Below are 15,934 nucleotides of genomic sequence, written 5' to 3' on the forward strand. Positions count from 1 at the left end.
TCGGTACGACGAGTACCGAAAACAAACCGACAAAGCTAATCAGGTAAATGTGAAAATTTCGTTAGTTCAGGCACCACTGAACAGCGGAAACACACCTAGTAACAAAGCTGTTACCAGCATAGCCAGACATGTCACGACTGCCCACTTCAAAGTAAAGCGTTGATGATCGCCAAACTCTACTTTAGCCAAACCCACCAGCAGGTAGGTCGAAGGTACCAATGGGCTCAGGAGATGCACCGGTTGGCCTACGATGGACGCACGAGCAATTTCCACTGGAGCGATACCGTAGTGACCAGCTGCTTCGGCCAATACGGGCAGTACGCCAAAGTAGAACGCATCGTTGGAGATGAAAAAGGTAAACGGCATGCTTACCAGCGCAGTGATGACAGCCATATACGGGCCAAGCGCTTCCGGAATAACGGCCAAAAGGCTTTTGGACATAGCGTCCACCATGCCGGTGCCTGACAGGATGCCTGTGAAGATCCCGGCGGCGAAAATCAGTGAAACTACCGCAAGAACATTTTCCGCATGAGCGGCAACACGCTGCTTTTGCAGATCGATATTGCGGTAGTTGATAGTCATGGCGATGCCGAAGGCAATCATGAATAGCACTGGCATGGGTAGAATGCCTTTGACCAGCGCTGCCATTAGGGCCAGGGTCAAAAGACCGTTGAACCAGCGCAGATGAGGACGGCGGGCTTCTTCGCACTGAGAAACGGTAACCTTGGCACCTTCGCTTTCATGGATTTCCAGAATGCCCAGGCGCGCCCGTTCACGGCGTCCATAGAGATAGGCCAGGACAAACAGCCAGACAATACTAGCCAGCATGGCAGGGATCATCGGGACAAAAACATCCGCCGGGTCTACGTGCAGCGCACTGGCTGCGCGTGCCGTCGGGCCACCCCAAGGCGTAAGGTTCATGACGCCACTGGACAGCAGCATCAGGCACGTCATGATCAGCGGATTCATTCCCAGACGCTTGTACAGCGGGAACATGGCTGCCACGCAGATCATGTAAGTCGTCGAACCGTCACCGTCGAGCGATACCACCAGGGTCAGGAAGACCGTACCGATGGCAACCTTGAGCGGGTCGCCCTTCACCAGCTTCAGAATCCAGCGAACTGCCGGATCGAACAGGCCGGTATCGATCATGATGGCGAAGTAGAGGATGGCGAACAGCAGCATCACGCCAGTAGGCGCCAGTGTGCGCAATCCATCCAGCATCATGGGGCCGAGCGAATTGAGCTGGATATGCCCAAGGCTGGCAAAGTGATTACCCAACGCCCATGCCAGTACGGCAAAGAGAATCGGGACCATAGTGAGCGCAATGAGAGGGGTGAGCCGCTTGGTCATGATCAGGAACATGAAGGTTACGACCATGGCGAAGCCAAGGAATGTCAGCATGGAAAACTCCAATGGTTACGCGTGAAAGGTAAAGAAACGACCGAAGCGCGATTCAGGGCTCACGAGTAGCGTATGGAGAGGCACGGAGCGGCGGGGGCCGCTGCTGGGGACAAGCGAATCATGGAGTTAATCCTTTGTTTTTGTTAGTACCGCAGGTGCACGTCATGGCATTGCCATAAGTGGGCCATTAACCCTTTGGATAATTGATCCTAACCGGGCAAGCTTTCATGAACCTTGCGGGAGGCTGCCCCCCAGCAGCGAAATCACCAGTGGTAATGTGAACGCAGCCACAAGTGTCTGCAATGTGATGACACCTGCCATGAGTGCACTGTCCCCGCCTAGCTGGCGGGTCAGTGCATAAGCGGTCGGTGCGGTAGGCAGCGAGAAAAACAGAACGAGCAGAAGCCTCTCATGAGGTGGCAGGCCTAGAAGGTAAGCGATCAACCCTGCCAGGAGAGGGCATGCCAGCAGGCGGAACAGTGTCATGGTGCCAATGGCTCGCCATTCGCCGGCGATCTGTTGAAGTTTCAGGGCGGCGCCTACGCAGAAAAGCCCTAGAGGCAGGCTGGTTGCTGCCAGAAGCCCCAGTAGCCGATCCGTGCCAAAGGGCAGCCCCCATCCCAGCAGATTGACCAACGCGCCTGCTGCGCAGGCCAGGATAAGGGGATTGCGCAGGACGGGTAATAACAACTCACCCAAGCGAGCGCCGCGCTCGGCTTTCAGTGCCCAAACCGACATGACATTTACGGTGGGCACCATCAGGGCCAGAAGTAACGCAGCCTGCCCCAGGCCTGATTTGCCCAGTAGACTGCCTACGGTTGCTAGCCCCAGGTAGGTATTGAAGCGCAGGGTGCCCTGGGCAATGACGCCGAACCGCTCGGCGGGCCAGTGGTAAAAACGTCTAGCAAGCAACAGGGCAATCCATAAAGCACCCAGCCCCGTCAGGGCCGCCAGCGCCAGATGCGCCAGAGCGGGGTCATCAAGTGGTGCTGTAGCGAGATTGTTGAACAGAAGCGATGGAAAAAGAATGAAGTAATTGAGTCGGTCCGCTGCGGGCCAGAACGCGTCGCCAGGAAAGCCTTTTTGGCGCATCCAATATCCCGCCACGATGAGGGCGAACAGCGGCCAGAGAGCAAGAAGGATGGTAGTCACAAAGGGCGCAGCCAGTTGGTTTCTTATCGTTATAGATCAAGGCACGGACAATATTAGCAGTTCCCAGTGCCTGTGAATGACGCGAAAAATAGGGAGCTGCCTCATGGCAGCTCCAGTCCTCCCGAAGCCTTGTGCAGGGTTCTTAAGTGATCACCCAGCTGTTTGAGGTTGGCTTCGGTGTCGTCAAGACCTCGCTGTATCTGGCTATCCAATAGCGTGCGGACTTCCGTGTTGAGGGTTTCGCGTAAGCTGAGCAGGTGGGTTTGGCGTCGTTGACTTTCAGCCGTCAATTTATCCCATTCGCCTGGCTGTGGAAGCCCATAGCCACCGGCTCCCAAAAGCTCCGAAGGTCGGCTGAGATAACCGCTATCGGCTAGCAGTTGTTGTAATGCCTCGCCCGCCTTGCTGAAGCGAGCCTTCTCCTGAGCGCCATTCTGGCCCAGGTAGCGATCCTTGAGCTCATTCTGGGCGCGGAGCAGCTCGCGTCTGAGCGCCGCCTGTTCCAATAACAGCAACGCGGCACTGGCACGCAGGTCGGCTCGGTCGAACCATTCGCGGCGCTGCCGTGGCTCCAGCTCAAGCCAGTCTTCGACTTTCTGCTGAGGTAGGTTAAGCCGATCACGAGCAACCTTGAACATGGATTGGAAGCGGTCCCGGAAGGAGTCGAATCGATAACCCAGGCGCAAGGCTTCACGTTGATCGTTTAATACGGAGGTATCGGCGACACCCTCTATCCGCAGGGCGTCCAGCAAGCCGATTGGCGTAATGCTGTCGAGCGGAGTCTGTTGCAGACGCGGCACGCTGTCATGCAGGAGCTTGAAGGTCTCGACGGCACAGTTATTAGAGACAAAGTAATAATGCCCGTCATAACCCCAGTGGGTTTGAGCGGTCCGCTCCAGGAGATCGGCGATTTCCTGACGGCTGAGTTTGAGCGGAACGGATTGCAAGCCGCGCAGCTCGATCTTGGTGTATTCCTCGACTACCTGAGCCAGCGGAAGCACGAACAACCGGGAAGGATAGGAACCGGTCAAGCCATCCCAATTGGAGATCTGTACATCGTTGACGAAGGCCCGGAACGACAGCACAAGATGCTCCTGCAAGTCCAGGCGACAGTCGGGGCCACGCGGACGTCCGGGGGCGCACACGACGAGACGCAGCATGCTGTGTCCCCAGCGGCTCATGACATGCTCGTTACCCTCGGCGAACAGATAGTCCACCTCGTAGACGCGCTCAGGATCAAGCCAGCCTAGCGGGGTCTTGCCAAAGTCACTGCCCGCGTTCAGATAGGGTAGTTTGCTGGAGCAGGTATCATGAGGGGGAGACCAACCAAAGTGCTCGGTGAAATAGCGCGCCAGGGCCGGGCGACGGCAAGCGTAGCTGGGATCCAGCAGGAAGTACTCCATGTTCACTGCTACGAACTCACGAGGGTTGGTTACCTCGTAGATATCGGGGCTGCGTGCAATGAAGTTGTTGCGACTCTCGCGAGCGCCATGCTTTTTGACCTTGACCTGCCAGCCAGCCAGATCCAGCAGGCGGGGATCATCGGACAAGGTGTAGCGGCGACCGGCCTGACCCTGGCAATGGATAGGCAGGTCAGCGGACTTGGTTGAGGAGGCCAAGGTACTACAGGCGATTATTTCCTTGCGCTCAGCTGGAGTCCAGGCCCGCTCCCGGTCATAAAAATGAGTAAGCTCATGCAGAACAGTCGCCAGCATTTCTTCTCGCTGGGTGCCATGGGGGCGACCGGTTTGAATATGAGCATCGCTGCCGTCAGTCAATGCCGGTAGCAGACGCTCATTGAGCAGCAGGGTACGACGGTCTGCGCGACCGTATGCCTGCGGCTCAAGATCCTGGCTCCAACGGACGGAGATATCCTCATCCAATGCTTGCTTGAAGCGGGGAGGTAGCTTGCCTAGTGCCTCGTTGAGTAACTGCTGGGTGGCCTGGGCCTGCTCTGGCGACAATGAGTGGTCGTCCAGATGCAGGTTCAGCGCCGCGTGAGCGTTACCGGCCCCTAGCCAGGCGATAAACGCGGTGCAGAGAAGGCTTGGTCTGGCGAGGCGGCCGAGCTTTCCCAGGAGCGCTCGGCGAAGGGCAGGTTTCACAGTGCAAGGATCGCCTGGGCAAGTTCGGTATCACTGGCCTGGCGTGCTTCCGGCAGACGCTCACGCAGGGTCATGAAGGCCGCTTCCAATTGAGCGCCTCGGATGTCTCCATCGGATGCAACGAAGCTGGCCGCATCGCCACGGGCTTCCTGCACCACTTTCATGTCACGGATGGAGGTCGTGGTATCGGAAGTGAAATCGATACTGCGATCCAGCGCACGCACGATGATGTTGCTGGTCGCCACAACGGTATGAGCGTGCGCGGCGCTGGACGTACCCAGAACTAGCGCGGCTGCAAGAAATAAGGAACGACGCATGGAAAATCTCCTGAACGGAACGGTAAAGCAGCTTATTGAGCGAGGATGGCCTCAGCCAGTTCCTCATCGCTGGCGGTCAGCGTTGGATTATGTGAACGCAGCCAACGTAAGGCGGATTCAAGCTCAACGCTACGCTGAGCCCCGCCGCTGGCAACAAATAATGCCGCATCGTCACGTGCATCACGTACTACTTTGTTATCGAACGGAGCGGACGTCACCTTGCTGGTGACATAGAGGCTGCGAACAATAAATCCTGTAGTGGGATCGAACGCGAAGGCGGGCGTGGTCGTAACGGCAATGCCTAGAATGAATAGATAACGCAGGCGCATAGGCAGGTAGGGTAACTCTTTCAAGAAAAACTACAGGCCAAGGCTAACGGAACGGCACCGCTGATACCAGCGGTGCCGTTCCGATGGACTTACAACGTGAGAATGGCCTGGGCCAGCTGAGCGTCGCTTGCCTCGAGCTGCGGTTGCAGGGCACGGATACGATCCAGGGCCGCTTCTAGGCGTACGCCGCGAATGCCGCCTTCGGTAGCCACAAAACTGGCGGCATCGTCACGTGCAGCCAGGACGATCTTGTCGTCACGAATGGAATGGGTGATACCGGATGTGGCGTCGGACGTCGCATCAATGGCGTCGACGATCATGTCGGTGGTCACAAAGAAACTGGATGCTGACGCAGCAGTAGACAGGCTGAGCAGGGCAGCAGCGCCCAGCAGGTGCAAACGGGTCATGAATCTCTCCTGAACAATAAGGCGCGGTATGTACCGTACTTACAAGACTAGCGCCAGAACGGCTTGTTCAGCTCGCATTGTTGCTCAGTTTTGGTCAGACCGATGTCCGCTAGTTCACGGTCGTTCAAAAAAGCCAGCTGTCTTCGCGTTTTGGCGTTCTGCTGCCATTTCTGCAGCATACAGTAGACGGCGCGTAATACACCCAGGGCACAGCGTGCCAGCCAATGACAACCATGAACAGACAAATGGATTGATCTGAGAGAAGGCAGCGCAGATAGATCTCGCATGGCAATATCCAGGTTCAGGACGGCATTTTACTGTGGCTTCAACCACCAGTGTTCTCCAGACACAACATGTTGAAATGAAGGAGGTACAGCCTCGTGACGCAGCCTGCTGTACCGGTAAAAAGCGCACCCGGCAGGGCAATGAAGCGTGCTGATCCGATCATCAGGCCGATAACTGTTTGGCAATAGGGCTGCGTCAAACAGTAGGGTCTGGCTACAATGCATGTTCCATTGCGGCTGTTAGGTCCGTTTCATACAACGCCTGGCCGGCGCGTTTTGCATGAGGGCAAGTCATGACGTTCAAAGTATTCGTTGACGGGCAGGAAGGCACCACAGGGTTGCGTCTGCTCGATTATCTGTCCGGCCGCGATGACATCGAGCTGCTACGTATCGCCGATGACAAGCGTAAGGATCCAGCCGAGCGTGCTCGTTTCCTCAACGCAGCGGATGTAGCCTTTCTGTGTCTGCCCGATGCTGCGTCTCGCGAAGCCGTGGCGCTGGTAGATAACCCCAACACCTGCATCATCGATGCAAGCACGGCGTTTCGTACCGATAGCAGCTGGACCTATGGCCTGCCTGAGCTGGCCGCTGGACAGCGTGAAAAAATCCGTACCAGCAAGCGCATTGCCAATCCCGGCTGCCACGCCACGGCATTTATCCTGCTGGTTCGCCCTCTGGTGGAGGCTGGTCTTCTACCGCCTGATTATCCACTGTCGGCTTTTTCCCTCACGGGGTACAGCGGTGGTGGCAAGAAGATGATTGCCGATTACGAGGCTGGGAATGAGCCCAAGCTGGCCAGTCCACGGCCATACGGCATGACCCAGGGGCATAAGCACCTCCCTGAGATGCAGGTGCAGAGTCGTATTGATGAGGCGCCCGTATTCAGTCCAATTGTGGGCAGTTTCCTGAAGGGGCTTGCCGTGACGATTCCTCTGCATGTCAAGCACCTGGCCCAAGGCGCCAATGCCGAGGCGATCCAGGCGGCATACGCCAGGCATTACGCGGGCGAGCAGTTCATTCGCGTCATGCCGGTTGAGGATGCCGGCAATCTTGACGAGGGATTCTTCGATGTACAGGGCTGCAACGATACCAACCGCGCCGACCTGTTCGTGTTCGGAAATGAGGAGCGTCTGACCCTGGTGGCTCGTCTGGATAATCTAGGCAAAGGGGCTGCAGGCGCAGCGGTTCAATGCATGAACATCCACATTGGCGCAGACGAAGCAACCAGCCTGAACACTGGTCTGTAAACGCTTTGTGTTCAAAAAGCCGCGCCGGGTAACTGCCGCGGCTTTTTAGTGGAAGGCATCTTTCAGGCGATACCAGAGCATACCCAAGGCAAGCAGAGGAGAGCGGAAGCGTTGCCCTCCTGGAAGCGTGGCGTGAGGAACGCTGTTGAACAGGTCGAACCCTTTCGACTGGGCAGCAATGGCTTCCGCGAGCAAATGGCCTGCCAGGTGCGTGGCGTTCAGCCCATGGCCGGCATAAGCTTGGGCATAAAAAACGTTGGGATGATCCTTGAGACGGCCGATTTGTGGAAGCCGGTTGGCCCCGATTCCAATCATGCCGCCCCACTGAAAATCGATGGTGACCCGATCGAGTTGAGGAAACACCTTCAGCATTTTGGGGCGCATGTAGCCTGCTATGTCCTTCGGGTCACGGCCTGAATAGTGGCAGGCGCCTCCGAACAACAATCGGCGATCACGTGAGAGTCGAAAATAATCGACAGTAATCTGCTGATCGCACGCGGCTCGATTATGGGGCAGGATTTCCTCGGCCAACGCTTCGGGAAGTGGCTCAGTTGCAATGATGTAGCTGCCTGCCGGAAGCACCTTCCCGGAGAGGGCCGGTTCCAGATCCTTGAGATAGGCGTTGCAACAGAGGACCAGCGTTTCGGCTCGCACCTGACCTCGCGCAGTGTGAACGCATACTTCCGACCCATACTCGATGTGAGTGACCGCAGATTGCTCATACAGACGCACCCCCAGTGACTGGGCGGCGGCGGCCTCGCCCAAGGCAAGGTTCAACGGGTGCAGGTGACCGGAGCCGGAGTCTATGAGCGCACCCAGGTACCGCTCCGAACCCACTACGGAGCGGATTCTGTCGCGTGCAACGAGCTGAACCGCATGGGGATAGCCTAGTTGATGCAACTCCTCCAGTTCGGCCTGGAAATCTTCCAGGTGACGCGGTTTCAGGGCCAGGTCGCAGTAACCCCAGGTAAGGTCGCATTCGATGCCGTAGCGCTCGATACGTTGGCGTACCAGGTTTACCGCTTCAAACCCCATCTGCTTGAATGCCTGTACGCCCTCATCCCCAACGACTGGGCGAAACTGCTCGACATCATGGCCAACGCCTCGGATCAGCTGTCCGCCGTTACGCCCGCTAGCACCCCAGCCGATCCGGTGGGCCTCTAGCAGTACAACCGAGTACCCACGTTCTGCTAGCTCAATAGCCGTATTGAGCCCGGAGAGCCCGCCACCTACTACGCAGACATCTGCCCGAATCTCACCCTTGAGCGGGGCGAACTGCAGCGCTCGGTTAACCGTTGCCGCGTAGTAAGACGAAGCATGTGCGTGTGGGTCAGTGGATGAATGGGTCGTTGCATCCATGAAAGACAATCCTGGCGAAGCGTTGAGGTCGGACAATAAACGTTTGTAGGCGCCTGCGCCAAGCCAGGGAAGTGCAGACCTGGCTCAGTCCGGTACGGGAAGCGTCAGGGACTCCTTGACCTCTTCCATCACGATATAGCTCTTCGACTCCCGCACATGGGGCAGTTTGAGCAGGATGTCGCCCAAAAGCTTACGATAGGAGGCCATCTCTGAAATGCGCGCCTTGACCAGATAGTCGAATGCGCCGGAAACCAGATGACACTCTAGAACGTGAGGCAGCTTCAGGACGGAGCGGCGGAACTCCTCAAAGATATCACCCGATTTATAATCTAGACTGATCTCGACGAAGACCAGCAGGCTGGCCTTGAGATGCTGCGGATTCAGGCGCGCCGAGTAGCCCAGTATCACGCCTTCCCGCTCCAGCCGGCGTACCCGCTCCGTGCAGGGTGTCGTGGACAGGCCGACTCGCTCGCCCAGCTCGGTGAACGAGATGCGGCCGTCCTCCTGCAGGATACGCAGGATGTTACGATCGATCTTGTCGAGCTCGCGTCTCGCTTGGTGCTGGGTTCGCATACCTGGGCGTCTCCAAAAATAGTGTCTTAACCGAAGAATTACACCAAATATAGCCTTTCATTTAGTGAATACCACTGCTTAAGGCTTTTTATACTTTTCATATCTGCCTCAGATTTTATGAAACGTAGGCGATTCTTCGCGGCGAGGAGACACAGTTATGCGAGTACTGGTGCTTGGCAGTGGTGTAATCGGTACCGTCAGTGCCTATTACCTGGCGCGGGCCGGTTTTGAAGTGGTGGTGGTGGACCGCCAGGAAGGCCCTGCGCTGGAAACCAGCTTTGCCAACGCAGGTCAGGTATCTCCTGGCTATGCCTCGCCGTGGGCGGCTCCTGGCGTGCCCCTCAAGGCCATCAAATGGCTGGTGACTCAGCATGCGCCTCTGGCGATCAGGCCGACCGGCGATATTCATCAGTACCTCTGGATGGCTCAGATGCTGCGCAACTGCACGGCCGAGCGCTATGCGATCAACAAGGAACGCATGGTGCGGTTGTCCGAGTACAGTCGCGACTGTCTGGATGAGCTGCGTGCCGAAACGGGTATTGCCTACGAAGGACGCCAGTTAGGGACGACTCAGGTATTCCGAACGCAGCAGCAGGTCGATGCCGCTGCCAAGGATATCGCTGTGCTGGAACGTTCCGGCGTACCCTATGAGCTGCTGGATCGCGACGGTATCGCCCGCGCCGAGCCTGCGCTCGCCCATGTCAAGGACAAGCTGGCTGGTGCGCTGCGGTTGCCGAATGACCAGACAGGTGACTGCTTCCTCTTTACCAATCGCCTCGCCGAGCTGGCGCGTCAGTTGGGTGTGGAATTCCGCTTTGGTCAGAAGATCGAACGGCTCGAAGCGGTAGGAGATCGTCTCAATGGCGTCTGGATTGACGGTCAGCTGGTAACAGCCGATCACTATGTCCTGGCATTGGGTAGCTACTCACCTCAGCTGTTGGCACCCATTGGCATCAAGGCACCGGTATACCCGCTCAAGGGGTATTCGCTTACCGTGCCGATCACCAATGGCGATATGGCCCCTACGTCCACGATTCTTGATGAAACCTACAAAGTGGCGCTGACGCGTTTCGATAACCGTATCCGTGTAGGTGGCATGGCGGAAATATCGGGTTATGACCTTTCGCTTAACCCCCGCCGCCGCGAGACCCTGGAGATGATCGTAAACGACCTGTACCCGCAGGGAGGGGATCTGCAGGCGGCAACTTTCTGGACTGGACTACGGCCCACCACACCGGATGGTACTCCGATCGTAGGCGCTACCCGTTATCGCAACCTGTTTCTGAACACCGGTCACGGTACACTGGGCTGGACCATGGCCTGCGGCTCCGGACGTTTCCTGGCGGATGTCATCGGTAGGAAACGTCCACAGATCAGCGCCGAAGGCCTTGATATTTCTCGCTACAGCGACTCCAAGGAGACCCGTAAGAATGGCCATCCAGCGCCTGCACACTAATCGCCGCATGAGTGAAATCGTTGTTCACAACGGTACTGTTTATCTGGCCGGTCAGGTCGGTGAAGACCTGAACTCCGGTGTGGAACAACAGACTCGTGAGACCCTGGCCAACATCGAGCGTCTACTCAAGGAAGCCGGTACGGACACTCACCATATTCTGTCCGTTACGGTTTATCTGAAAGATATCGACGCCCACTTTGCCGGCATGAACAGTGTCTGGGACGAATGGCTGCCTGAAGGTGTAGCGCCTGCCCGGGCAACTGTGGAAGCCAAACTCTGTGAACCGGAAATTCTGGTCGAAATGAGTGTGGTGGCTGCGCTACCGTAAATAAAGAACCAAAGAGCCCGGCGCCTGCCGGGTTTTTTATACGTCCTGTCTTTTCATTACCCGCCTGTTTTCTGAGAGATAACCATGCGCCCCGCCCGTGCCTTGATCGACCTTAACGCCTTACGCCAGAACTATCGGCTTGCTCGTGAACTCAGTAACGGGGCAAGGGCGCTGGCTGTTGTCAAGGCGGATGCCTACGGACATGGTGCTGTTCGATGTGCGCAGGCACTGATGAATGAGGCGGATGGTTTCGCGGTTGCCTGTATCGAAGAAGCGCTGGAGCTGCGCGAAGCCGGTATCAAGGCACCGATACTTCTGCTGGAAGGATTTTTCGAAGCCAGCGAGCTGGAATTGATCGCTCGCCACAATCTGTGGTGCGTCATCCATTCGCCCTGGCAAATCGAGGCGCTTGAACGTACTGCTCTATCAGGGCTTATCCGTGTCTGGCTGAAGCTGGACTCCGGCATGCACCGGGTAGGGTTCTTTCCTGAGGATTACGCAGCAGCCTATAAGCGGATCAAGGCGACAGGCAAGGTTGACGAAGTTGTGAAAATGACGCATTTCGCCCGTGCCGATGAGCTGGATTGCTCAGCCACCATCGGTCAGCTCAAGACCTTTCAGCGGGCTACGGCCGGCCTAGAAGGCGCAACCAGTCTACGGAACTCGCCTGCTGTGCTCGGCTGGCCGGAAGTGCCCAGTGATTGGGTTCGCCCTGGCATCATGCTGTACGGCGCTACGCCGTTCGAAACCGAACAGCCTGTGGCCGACCAGCTACAGCCGGTCATGACGCTGGAGTCACGTATCATCAGTGTGCGTGAGCTATCGCCTGGCGAGCCGGTTGGGTATGGCGCACGCTTTGTTACCCGCCAGCCCTCCCGTATTGGTGTAGTCGCCATGGGCTACGCGGATGGTTATCCACGGCACGCGCCTGATGGCGCTCCTGTCATGATTGATGGCCATGCCTCTCGTCTTGTCGGTCGCGTATCGATGGACATGCTGACGGTTGATCTCACGGACCTGCCGCAAGCGGGGGTGGGAAGTCAGGTAGAGCTTTGGGGTAGGCAAGTATCCGCCAGTCAGCTGGCCGGTCTCTGTGGCTCGATCCCTTATCAGCTGTTTTGCAACCTGAAACGGGTTCCACGCCAATACATGGGTGAATAACCGTTAAACCACCGCGCTCGTCGGGTTGCGCAGGATTTTCCATCGTTCTGTTGTAAATACTGAACGCTGTTGCCATGATACGGCGCGCCCGGCGCTCTGCGGCGCCTGCCGTTCACCTCTGCCTGTCTGTCATGAGAAGGAGGATACCCCCCTTGGACGTCGGTGCTCGTCTACAAACCATTCGCAAACTCAAAGGTCTCTCACAACGTGAACTCGCCAAGCGGGCCGGTGTGACGAACAGCACCATCTCGATGATCGAGAAGAACAGTGTCAGTCCTTCCATCAGCTCGTTGAAAAAAGTCCTGAGCGGCATTCCCATGTCCCTGGTGGAATTCTTTTCCCTGGACTTGGCGGACGAGTCCGCTACTCAAGTGGTATACAAGGCCAGCGAGCTGATCGACATTTCCAGTGGCGCCAATACCGTCAGTATGCGGTTGATCGGTAAGGCACATCCCAGCCGCGCCATTGCCTTTCTCGACGAGACCTACCCGCCAGGCTCCGACACTGGCATGGATATGCTGGCTCATGAGGGAGAGGAAGCAGGACTGCTGATCGAAGGCCGTCTGGAGCTTACGGTTGGTGGAGAAACCTACCTGCTTGAATCAGGCGATAGTTATTATTTTGAAAGCAGCCGCCCGCATCGCTTCCGTAATCCATTTGATGAGCCGGCGCGTTTGATCAGCGCCACGACTCCGGCCAACTTCTAGCAGTGCTCAAAAAACCTGGTATGAACGCCCGAGGCATCCTGGTATATGCCTTTATGCTGTTGATCTGGACCTTCTCTGCACAGGCCGAACAGGTAGACAGAGACGCCCTGGAGAAGCGGCTGGCGCCGGTGGGCAAGGTTTGTATTCAAGGGCAGGACTGCCTTGCAGAGTCCCGTAAGGTAAGCTGTGAGCAAAAGCCTGCCGGGAAAGATCCCGCTCAGGTCATCGACCGCAGTTGCAGGCGTTGCCACGCCAGTGGGCTCCTGGGAGCCCCAAAAATAGGTGACAAAGCCAGCTGGGAGGTTCTGGCGAGCCAGAAAGGGGGAATGGATGGCCTGCTGCGCAACGCCATCAAAGGTGTAAACGCCATGCCGCCCAAAGGTGCCTGTTCTGACTGTACGAACGATGATCTACGCCGTGCAATCCAGATGATGTCCGGCCTCGAATAGGCACAAGAGAAACCCCACACCAGGCGGGGTTTCTCTTGTCGGTTGTAGCCTTACAGGCCAGCCGCCGCGCGCAGCGCTTCAGCCTTGTCTGTCTTCTCCCAGGTGAATGCAGTGAACGTATCTTCACCCACAGTCATCTCATAGGGAGTACGGCCGAAGTGGCCGTAAGCCGCTGTAGCACGATACATCGGGTGCAGCAGATCAAGCATTTTGGTGATTGCGTAGGGACGCAGGTCGAAATGCTCGCGAACCAGCTGAATGATCTTCTCGTCGCTCACCTTGCCAGTGCCAAAGGTGTTGATCGAGATGGACGTCGGTTGAGCCACGCCAATGGCGTAGGACACCTGAATCTCGCAGCGGTCAGCCAGGCCGGCGGCCACGATGTTCTTGGCAACATAACGACCCGCGTATGCTGCGGAACGGTCAACCTTGGACGGGTCCTTGCCGGAGAACGCGCCGCCGCCATGACGGGCCATGCCGCCGTAGGTGTCCACGATGATCTTGCGGCCGGTCAGGCCACAGTCACCCACTGGGCCGCCAATGATGAACTGGCCAGTCGGGTTGATGTGGAACTTGGTGTCCTTGTGCAGCAGTTCAGCCGGTATGACGTGCTTGATGATCAGCTCCATCACAGCTTCCTGCAGGTCTGTGTGCTTGACCTCGGGGTTGTGCTGGGTAGACAGGACGATTGCGTCGATACCTACAACCTTGTTGCCATCGTAACGGCAGGTCACCTGGGATTTGGCATCCGGACGCAGCCAAGGTAGCAGGCCTGACTTGCGAGCTTCGGCCTGGCGCTCGACCAGTGCGTGGGAGAAGCGGATCGGAGCAGGCATCAGCACGTCAGTTTCGTTACAGGCATAACCGAACATCAGGCCCTGATCACCTGCACCCTGGTCTTCCGGCTTGCTGCGGTCAACGCCTTGGGCGATGTCCACGGACTGCTTGCCGATAATGTTGACGATACCGCAGGTAGCGCCATCAAAACCGACATCGGAGCTGTTGTAACCGATATCGACGATGACATCGCGAACCAGCTGCTCAAGGTCTACCCAGGCGGATGTGGTCACTTCACCGGCAACAATGGCTACGCCGGTCTTGACCAGCGTTTCACAGGCTACACGGGCGTGTTTGTCTTCTGCGATGATGGCGTCGAGCACCGCATCGGAGATCTGGTCGGCGATTTTATCCGGATGTCCTTCAGACACGGACTCGGAGGTAAACAGGGAGTATTCGCTCATCTAACGGTTCCTATATACCGGTGGGTGAGGCGGCCCGAAGGCCATGTCTAAAACAGTCACTCTTGCGGATTGGACAGACAAGCTGCCCACCCTATGCATCGTCTACGAACCAGGACGGGCGAAATGCCTGATCTGGATCTGGAAGCCATTACGTAAACCTATATAGAGGCTTTCGCCTGGCACAAGTCCTGCGGCAACGGCCCAACGGGCCAATTCCTCCTGATCGAACCCGAGCCAGAGATCGCCGCAGGCCGTCCGGGCCCAACTCTGGTCGTGGCTGCACAACTCTGTAATCAATAAACTGCCACCGGGACGGACCCAGTCCGCCAGATATTTTATGGCTTCAGCGGGTGCCGCAAAATGATGCAGCACCATGTTCAAGACCACGCAATCGGCGCTCAGTAAGGCATTGTCCAAGGCATCGGCCAATACCAGCGATACATTGTTCAATTGCTCGCGCTCACATCGCTGACATGCCAGCTCCAGCATGGCTGGGCTGTTATCAATCGCCGTGACCGACGTGAAGCGTCTTGCCAGTTCGGGCAGAAACCCTCCATCTCCAGGCCCGATCTCGATCGCTGTTGCCACTGGCGAAAACGCCATCGTGTCCAGCAGGGCCAGAAGGCTCTCCTGATACTGAGGCAATCCGGCAATCAAATCCTGCTGCGCCTGAAACTTGTCCGCCATCCTGGCGAAAAAATCCCGGCTGGCCTCGGCCCGCTGAGCATGTACAGCCTCAATACGTGCCTGCGCTTCAGCTGGCAACTGCAACCCGTCCACCTCCGTCAGCAGCGCTGCGTGCAGCGCACCACCCAGGGTGTCCAGCCGGGGCAGGGCGCGACGGTAAAAGATCGCGTTGCCTTCCCGGCGTGTCGCCACCAGTCGCGCCTGTGACAGTACCTTCAGGTGATGGCTCATCCCGGATTGCCCAGTATCGAAGATATGAGCCAGCTCCAGTACACCAAACGAATCGTTTGCCAAGGCACGTAACACATTCAGGCGCAGCGGATCACCGCCCGCCTTGCACAGCGCGGCCAGCTCGTCGCAGTCATCATGGCGAAATGTAGGCACGCGCAAATGGTTCATGGGTGCGCAGTCTAGTGGTCGCCGAGACCAGCTGCAAGAGAAGCATCAAAAAGTTTTGATATTGAAAGAGGCCGGTCATGGTGAGGTGCTTAGCAATGCATTGCGCGTATGTAACCTGCCCTTCGACGCGCCGGGCTTTAAAGTCATGCTGCACTGGCATGAGCGCAGTGACACCTCTGTTGCATTGCGCTGGTTTCTGGAGCTGGTGGCGGAGGCCATCACGCAATCGAGGCCATGACGAACCATTAACGTGGCTGAAGCCAAGCTGGATATGACCGTTCGGATTGCTCCTGCGTGCCCGGCTAGGCACAATAAAACTTCCTTTAAAC

The 15,934-nt window shown here is 57.2% G+C and carries 18 protein-coding genes; 7 read left to right on the top strand and 11 right to left on the bottom strand.

Features of this window, described 5'->3' with window-relative positions; translation table 11 throughout:
• Positions 1-66: 66 nt before the first annotated feature.
• From JQR86_RS01145 to JQR86_RS01175, 7 genes are all read right to left on the bottom strand, one after another.
• A complete protein-coding gene (locus JQR86_RS01145; RefSeq protein ID WP_019367303.1) occupies positions 67-1,404 on the bottom strand; it encodes a CitMHS family transporter in 1,338 nt (445 codons plus the stop codon).
• 225 nt (positions 1,405-1,629) lie between these two features.
• On the bottom strand, positions 1,630-2,556 hold the full coding sequence (locus JQR86_RS01150) for an AEC family transporter (RefSeq protein ID WP_019367304.1): 927 nt from the start codon (positions 2,554-2,556) through the stop codon (positions 1,630-1,632).
• Positions 2,557-2,657: 101 nt separating this feature from the next.
• On the bottom strand, positions 2,658-4,634 hold the full coding sequence (locus tag JQR86_RS01155) for a DUF4105 domain-containing protein (protein ID WP_167670395.1): 1,977 nt from the start codon (positions 4,632-4,634) through the stop codon (positions 2,658-2,660).
• A 23-nt stretch (positions 4,635-4,657) separates the two neighbouring features.
• Positions 4,658-4,978: a DUF2388 domain-containing protein gene (locus JQR86_RS01160; protein ID WP_010796121.1), complete on the bottom strand. Its 321-nt coding sequence runs from the start codon at positions 4,976-4,978 to the stop codon at positions 4,658-4,660.
• Positions 4,979-5,010: 32 nt separating this feature from the next.
• Positions 5,011-5,301, bottom strand: coding sequence for a DUF2388 domain-containing protein (locus tag JQR86_RS01165; RefSeq protein ID WP_372238900.1), 291 nt, complete (start codon positions 5,299-5,301; stop codon positions 5,011-5,013).
• A 95-nt stretch (positions 5,302-5,396) separates the two neighbouring features.
• Positions 5,397-5,714: a DUF2388 domain-containing protein gene (locus JQR86_RS01170; protein ID WP_010796119.1), complete on the bottom strand. Its 318-nt coding sequence runs from the start codon at positions 5,712-5,714 to the stop codon at positions 5,397-5,399.
• Positions 5,715-5,761: 47 nt separating this feature from the next.
• A complete protein-coding gene (locus tag JQR86_RS01175; protein ID WP_010796118.1) occupies positions 5,762-6,001 on the bottom strand; it encodes a DUF1127 domain-containing protein in 240 nt (79 codons plus the stop codon).
• A gap of 290 nt (positions 6,002-6,291) precedes the next feature.
• Between JQR86_RS01175 and argC the strand changes: the two genes are divergently transcribed.
• Positions 6,292-7,245, top strand: coding sequence for an N-acetyl-gamma-glutamyl-phosphate reductase (argC, locus tag JQR86_RS01180; protein ID WP_074827114.1), 954 nt, complete (start codon positions 6,292-6,294; stop codon positions 7,243-7,245).
• Between the two features lie 45 nt (positions 7,246-7,290).
• On the opposite strand, the gene JQR86_RS01185 is transcribed toward argC, so the two are convergent.
• Positions 7,291-8,604 (bottom strand): NAD(P)/FAD-dependent oxidoreductase, encoded by a 1,314-nt coding sequence (locus JQR86_RS01185; RefSeq protein WP_407362507.1) that lies wholly within the window; start codon positions 8,602-8,604, stop codon positions 7,291-7,293.
• Between the two features lie 84 nt (positions 8,605-8,688).
• Positions 8,689-9,177 carry an AsnC family transcriptional regulator gene (locus tag JQR86_RS01190; protein WP_010796115.1) on the bottom strand — a complete coding sequence of 163 codons (489 nt, stop codon included), beginning with the start codon at positions 9,175-9,177 and terminating at the stop codon, positions 8,689-8,691.
• 157 nt (positions 9,178-9,334) lie between these two features.
• Here JQR86_RS01190 and dadA point away from each other — a divergent pair, with 157 nt between their 5' ends.
• The 5 genes from dadA to JQR86_RS01215 all read left to right on the top strand — a co-directional run bounded on the left by dadA (position 9,335) and on the right by JQR86_RS01215 (position 13,278).
• The gene (gene dadA / locus JQR86_RS01195) at positions 9,335-10,633 is read left to right on the top strand and encodes a D-amino acid dehydrogenase (RefSeq protein ID WP_239383419.1); all 1,299 of its coding nucleotides are present in this window, start codon (positions 9,335-9,337) and stop codon (positions 10,631-10,633) included.
• Positions 10,608-10,961 carry a RidA family protein gene (locus JQR86_RS01200; RefSeq protein WP_010796113.1) on the top strand — a complete coding sequence of 118 codons (354 nt, stop codon included), beginning with the start codon at positions 10,608-10,610 and terminating at the stop codon, positions 10,959-10,961. The genes dadA and JQR86_RS01200 overlap by 26 nt, the downstream gene beginning before the upstream one ends.
• 84 nt (positions 10,962-11,045) lie before the next feature.
• Positions 11,046-12,122: an alanine racemase gene (gene alr / locus JQR86_RS01205; protein ID WP_434154172.1), complete on the top strand. Its 1,077-nt coding sequence runs from the start codon at positions 11,046-11,048 to the stop codon at positions 12,120-12,122.
• A 152-nt stretch (positions 12,123-12,274) separates the two neighbouring features.
• Positions 12,275-12,829, top strand: a complete 555-nt coding sequence (locus JQR86_RS01210; protein ID WP_019367313.1) for a cupin domain-containing protein — start codon at positions 12,275-12,277, stop codon at positions 12,827-12,829.
• Positions 12,830-12,849: 20 nt separating this feature from the next.
• Positions 12,850-13,278 carry a c-type cytochrome gene (locus JQR86_RS01215; RefSeq protein WP_434154173.1) on the top strand — a complete coding sequence of 143 codons (429 nt, stop codon included), beginning with the start codon at positions 12,850-12,852 and terminating at the stop codon, positions 13,276-13,278.
• Between the two features lie 50 nt (positions 13,279-13,328).
• Here the strand turns inward: JQR86_RS01215 and metK are convergent, their stop codons facing one another.
• Together metK and JQR86_RS01225 are read right to left on the bottom strand one after the other, a co-directional pair.
• Positions 13,329-14,519 (bottom strand): methionine adenosyltransferase, encoded by a 1,191-nt coding sequence (metK, locus tag JQR86_RS01220; protein WP_010796109.1) that lies wholly within the window; start codon positions 14,517-14,519, stop codon positions 13,329-13,331.
• A gap of 102 nt (positions 14,520-14,621) precedes the next feature.
• The gene (locus JQR86_RS01225) at positions 14,622-15,605 is read right to left on the bottom strand and encodes an ArsR/SmtB family transcription factor (protein ID WP_434154174.1); all 984 of its coding nucleotides are present in this window, start codon (positions 15,603-15,605) and stop codon (positions 14,622-14,624) included.
• Here JQR86_RS01225 and JQR86_RS01230 point away from each other — a divergent pair.
• Positions 15,604-15,843, top strand: coding sequence for a hypothetical protein (locus JQR86_RS01230; protein WP_407362503.1), 240 nt, complete (start codon positions 15,604-15,606; stop codon positions 15,841-15,843). The two genes, JQR86_RS01225 and JQR86_RS01230, sit on opposite strands and share 2 nt — an antisense overlap.
• Positions 15,844-15,934 lie beyond the last annotated feature (91 nt).

Origin of the sequence: Pseudomonas sp. JZ134 (genome assembly GCF_051027695.1) — a bacterium.
GTDB classification, from domain to species: Bacteria; Pseudomonadota; Gammaproteobacteria; order Pseudomonadales; family Pseudomonadaceae; genus Chryseomonas; species Chryseomonas luteola.

Excerpts from the sequence above, each read along its gene's own strand:
- JQR86_RS01145 (WP_019367303.1), bottom strand. The coding sequence starts at position 1,404 with ATGCTGACATTCCTTGGCTTCGCCATGGTCGTAACCTTCATGTTCCTG.
- JQR86_RS01160 (WP_010796121.1), bottom strand. The coding sequence starts at position 4,978 with ATGCGTCGTTCCTTATTTCTTGCAGCCGCGCTAGTTCTGGGTACGTCC.
- JQR86_RS01170 (WP_010796119.1), bottom strand. The coding sequence starts at position 5,714 with ATGACCCGTTTGCACCTGCTGGGCGCTGCTGCCCTGCTCAGCCTGTCT.
- JQR86_RS01175 (WP_010796118.1), bottom strand. The coding sequence starts at position 6,001 with ATGCGAGATCTATCTGCGCTGCCTTCTCTCAGATCAATCCATTTGTCT.
- argC (WP_074827114.1), top strand. The coding sequence starts at position 6,292 with ATGACGTTCAAAGTATTCGTTGACGGGCAGGAAGGCACCACAGGGTTG.
- JQR86_RS01185 (WP_407362507.1), bottom strand. The coding sequence starts at position 8,604 with ATGGATGCAACGACCCATTCATCCACTGACCCACACGCACATGCTTCG.
- JQR86_RS01190 (WP_010796115.1), bottom strand. The coding sequence starts at position 9,177 with ATGCGAACCCAGCACCAAGCGAGACGCGAGCTCGACAAGATCGATCGT.
- dadA (WP_239383419.1), top strand. The coding sequence starts at position 9,335 with ATGCGAGTACTGGTGCTTGGCAGTGGTGTAATCGGTACCGTCAGTGCC.
- JQR86_RS01200 (WP_010796113.1), top strand. The coding sequence starts at position 10,608 with ATGGCCATCCAGCGCCTGCACACTAATCGCCGCATGAGTGAAATCGTT.
- alr (WP_434154172.1), top strand. The coding sequence starts at position 11,046 with ATGCGCCCCGCCCGTGCCTTGATCGACCTTAACGCCTTACGCCAGAAC.
- JQR86_RS01215 (WP_434154173.1), top strand. The coding sequence starts at position 12,850 with ATGAACGCCCGAGGCATCCTGGTATATGCCTTTATGCTGTTGATCTGG.
- metK (WP_010796109.1), bottom strand. The coding sequence starts at position 14,519 with ATGAGCGAATACTCCCTGTTTACCTCCGAGTCCGTGTCTGAAGGACAT.
- JQR86_RS01230 (WP_407362503.1), top strand. The coding sequence starts at position 15,604 with ATGGGTGCGCAGTCTAGTGGTCGCCGAGACCAGCTGCAAGAGAAGCAT.
- JQR86_RS01225 (WP_434154174.1), bottom strand. The coding sequence starts at position 15,605 with ATGAACCATTTGCGCGTGCCTACATTTCGCCATGATGACTGCGACGAG.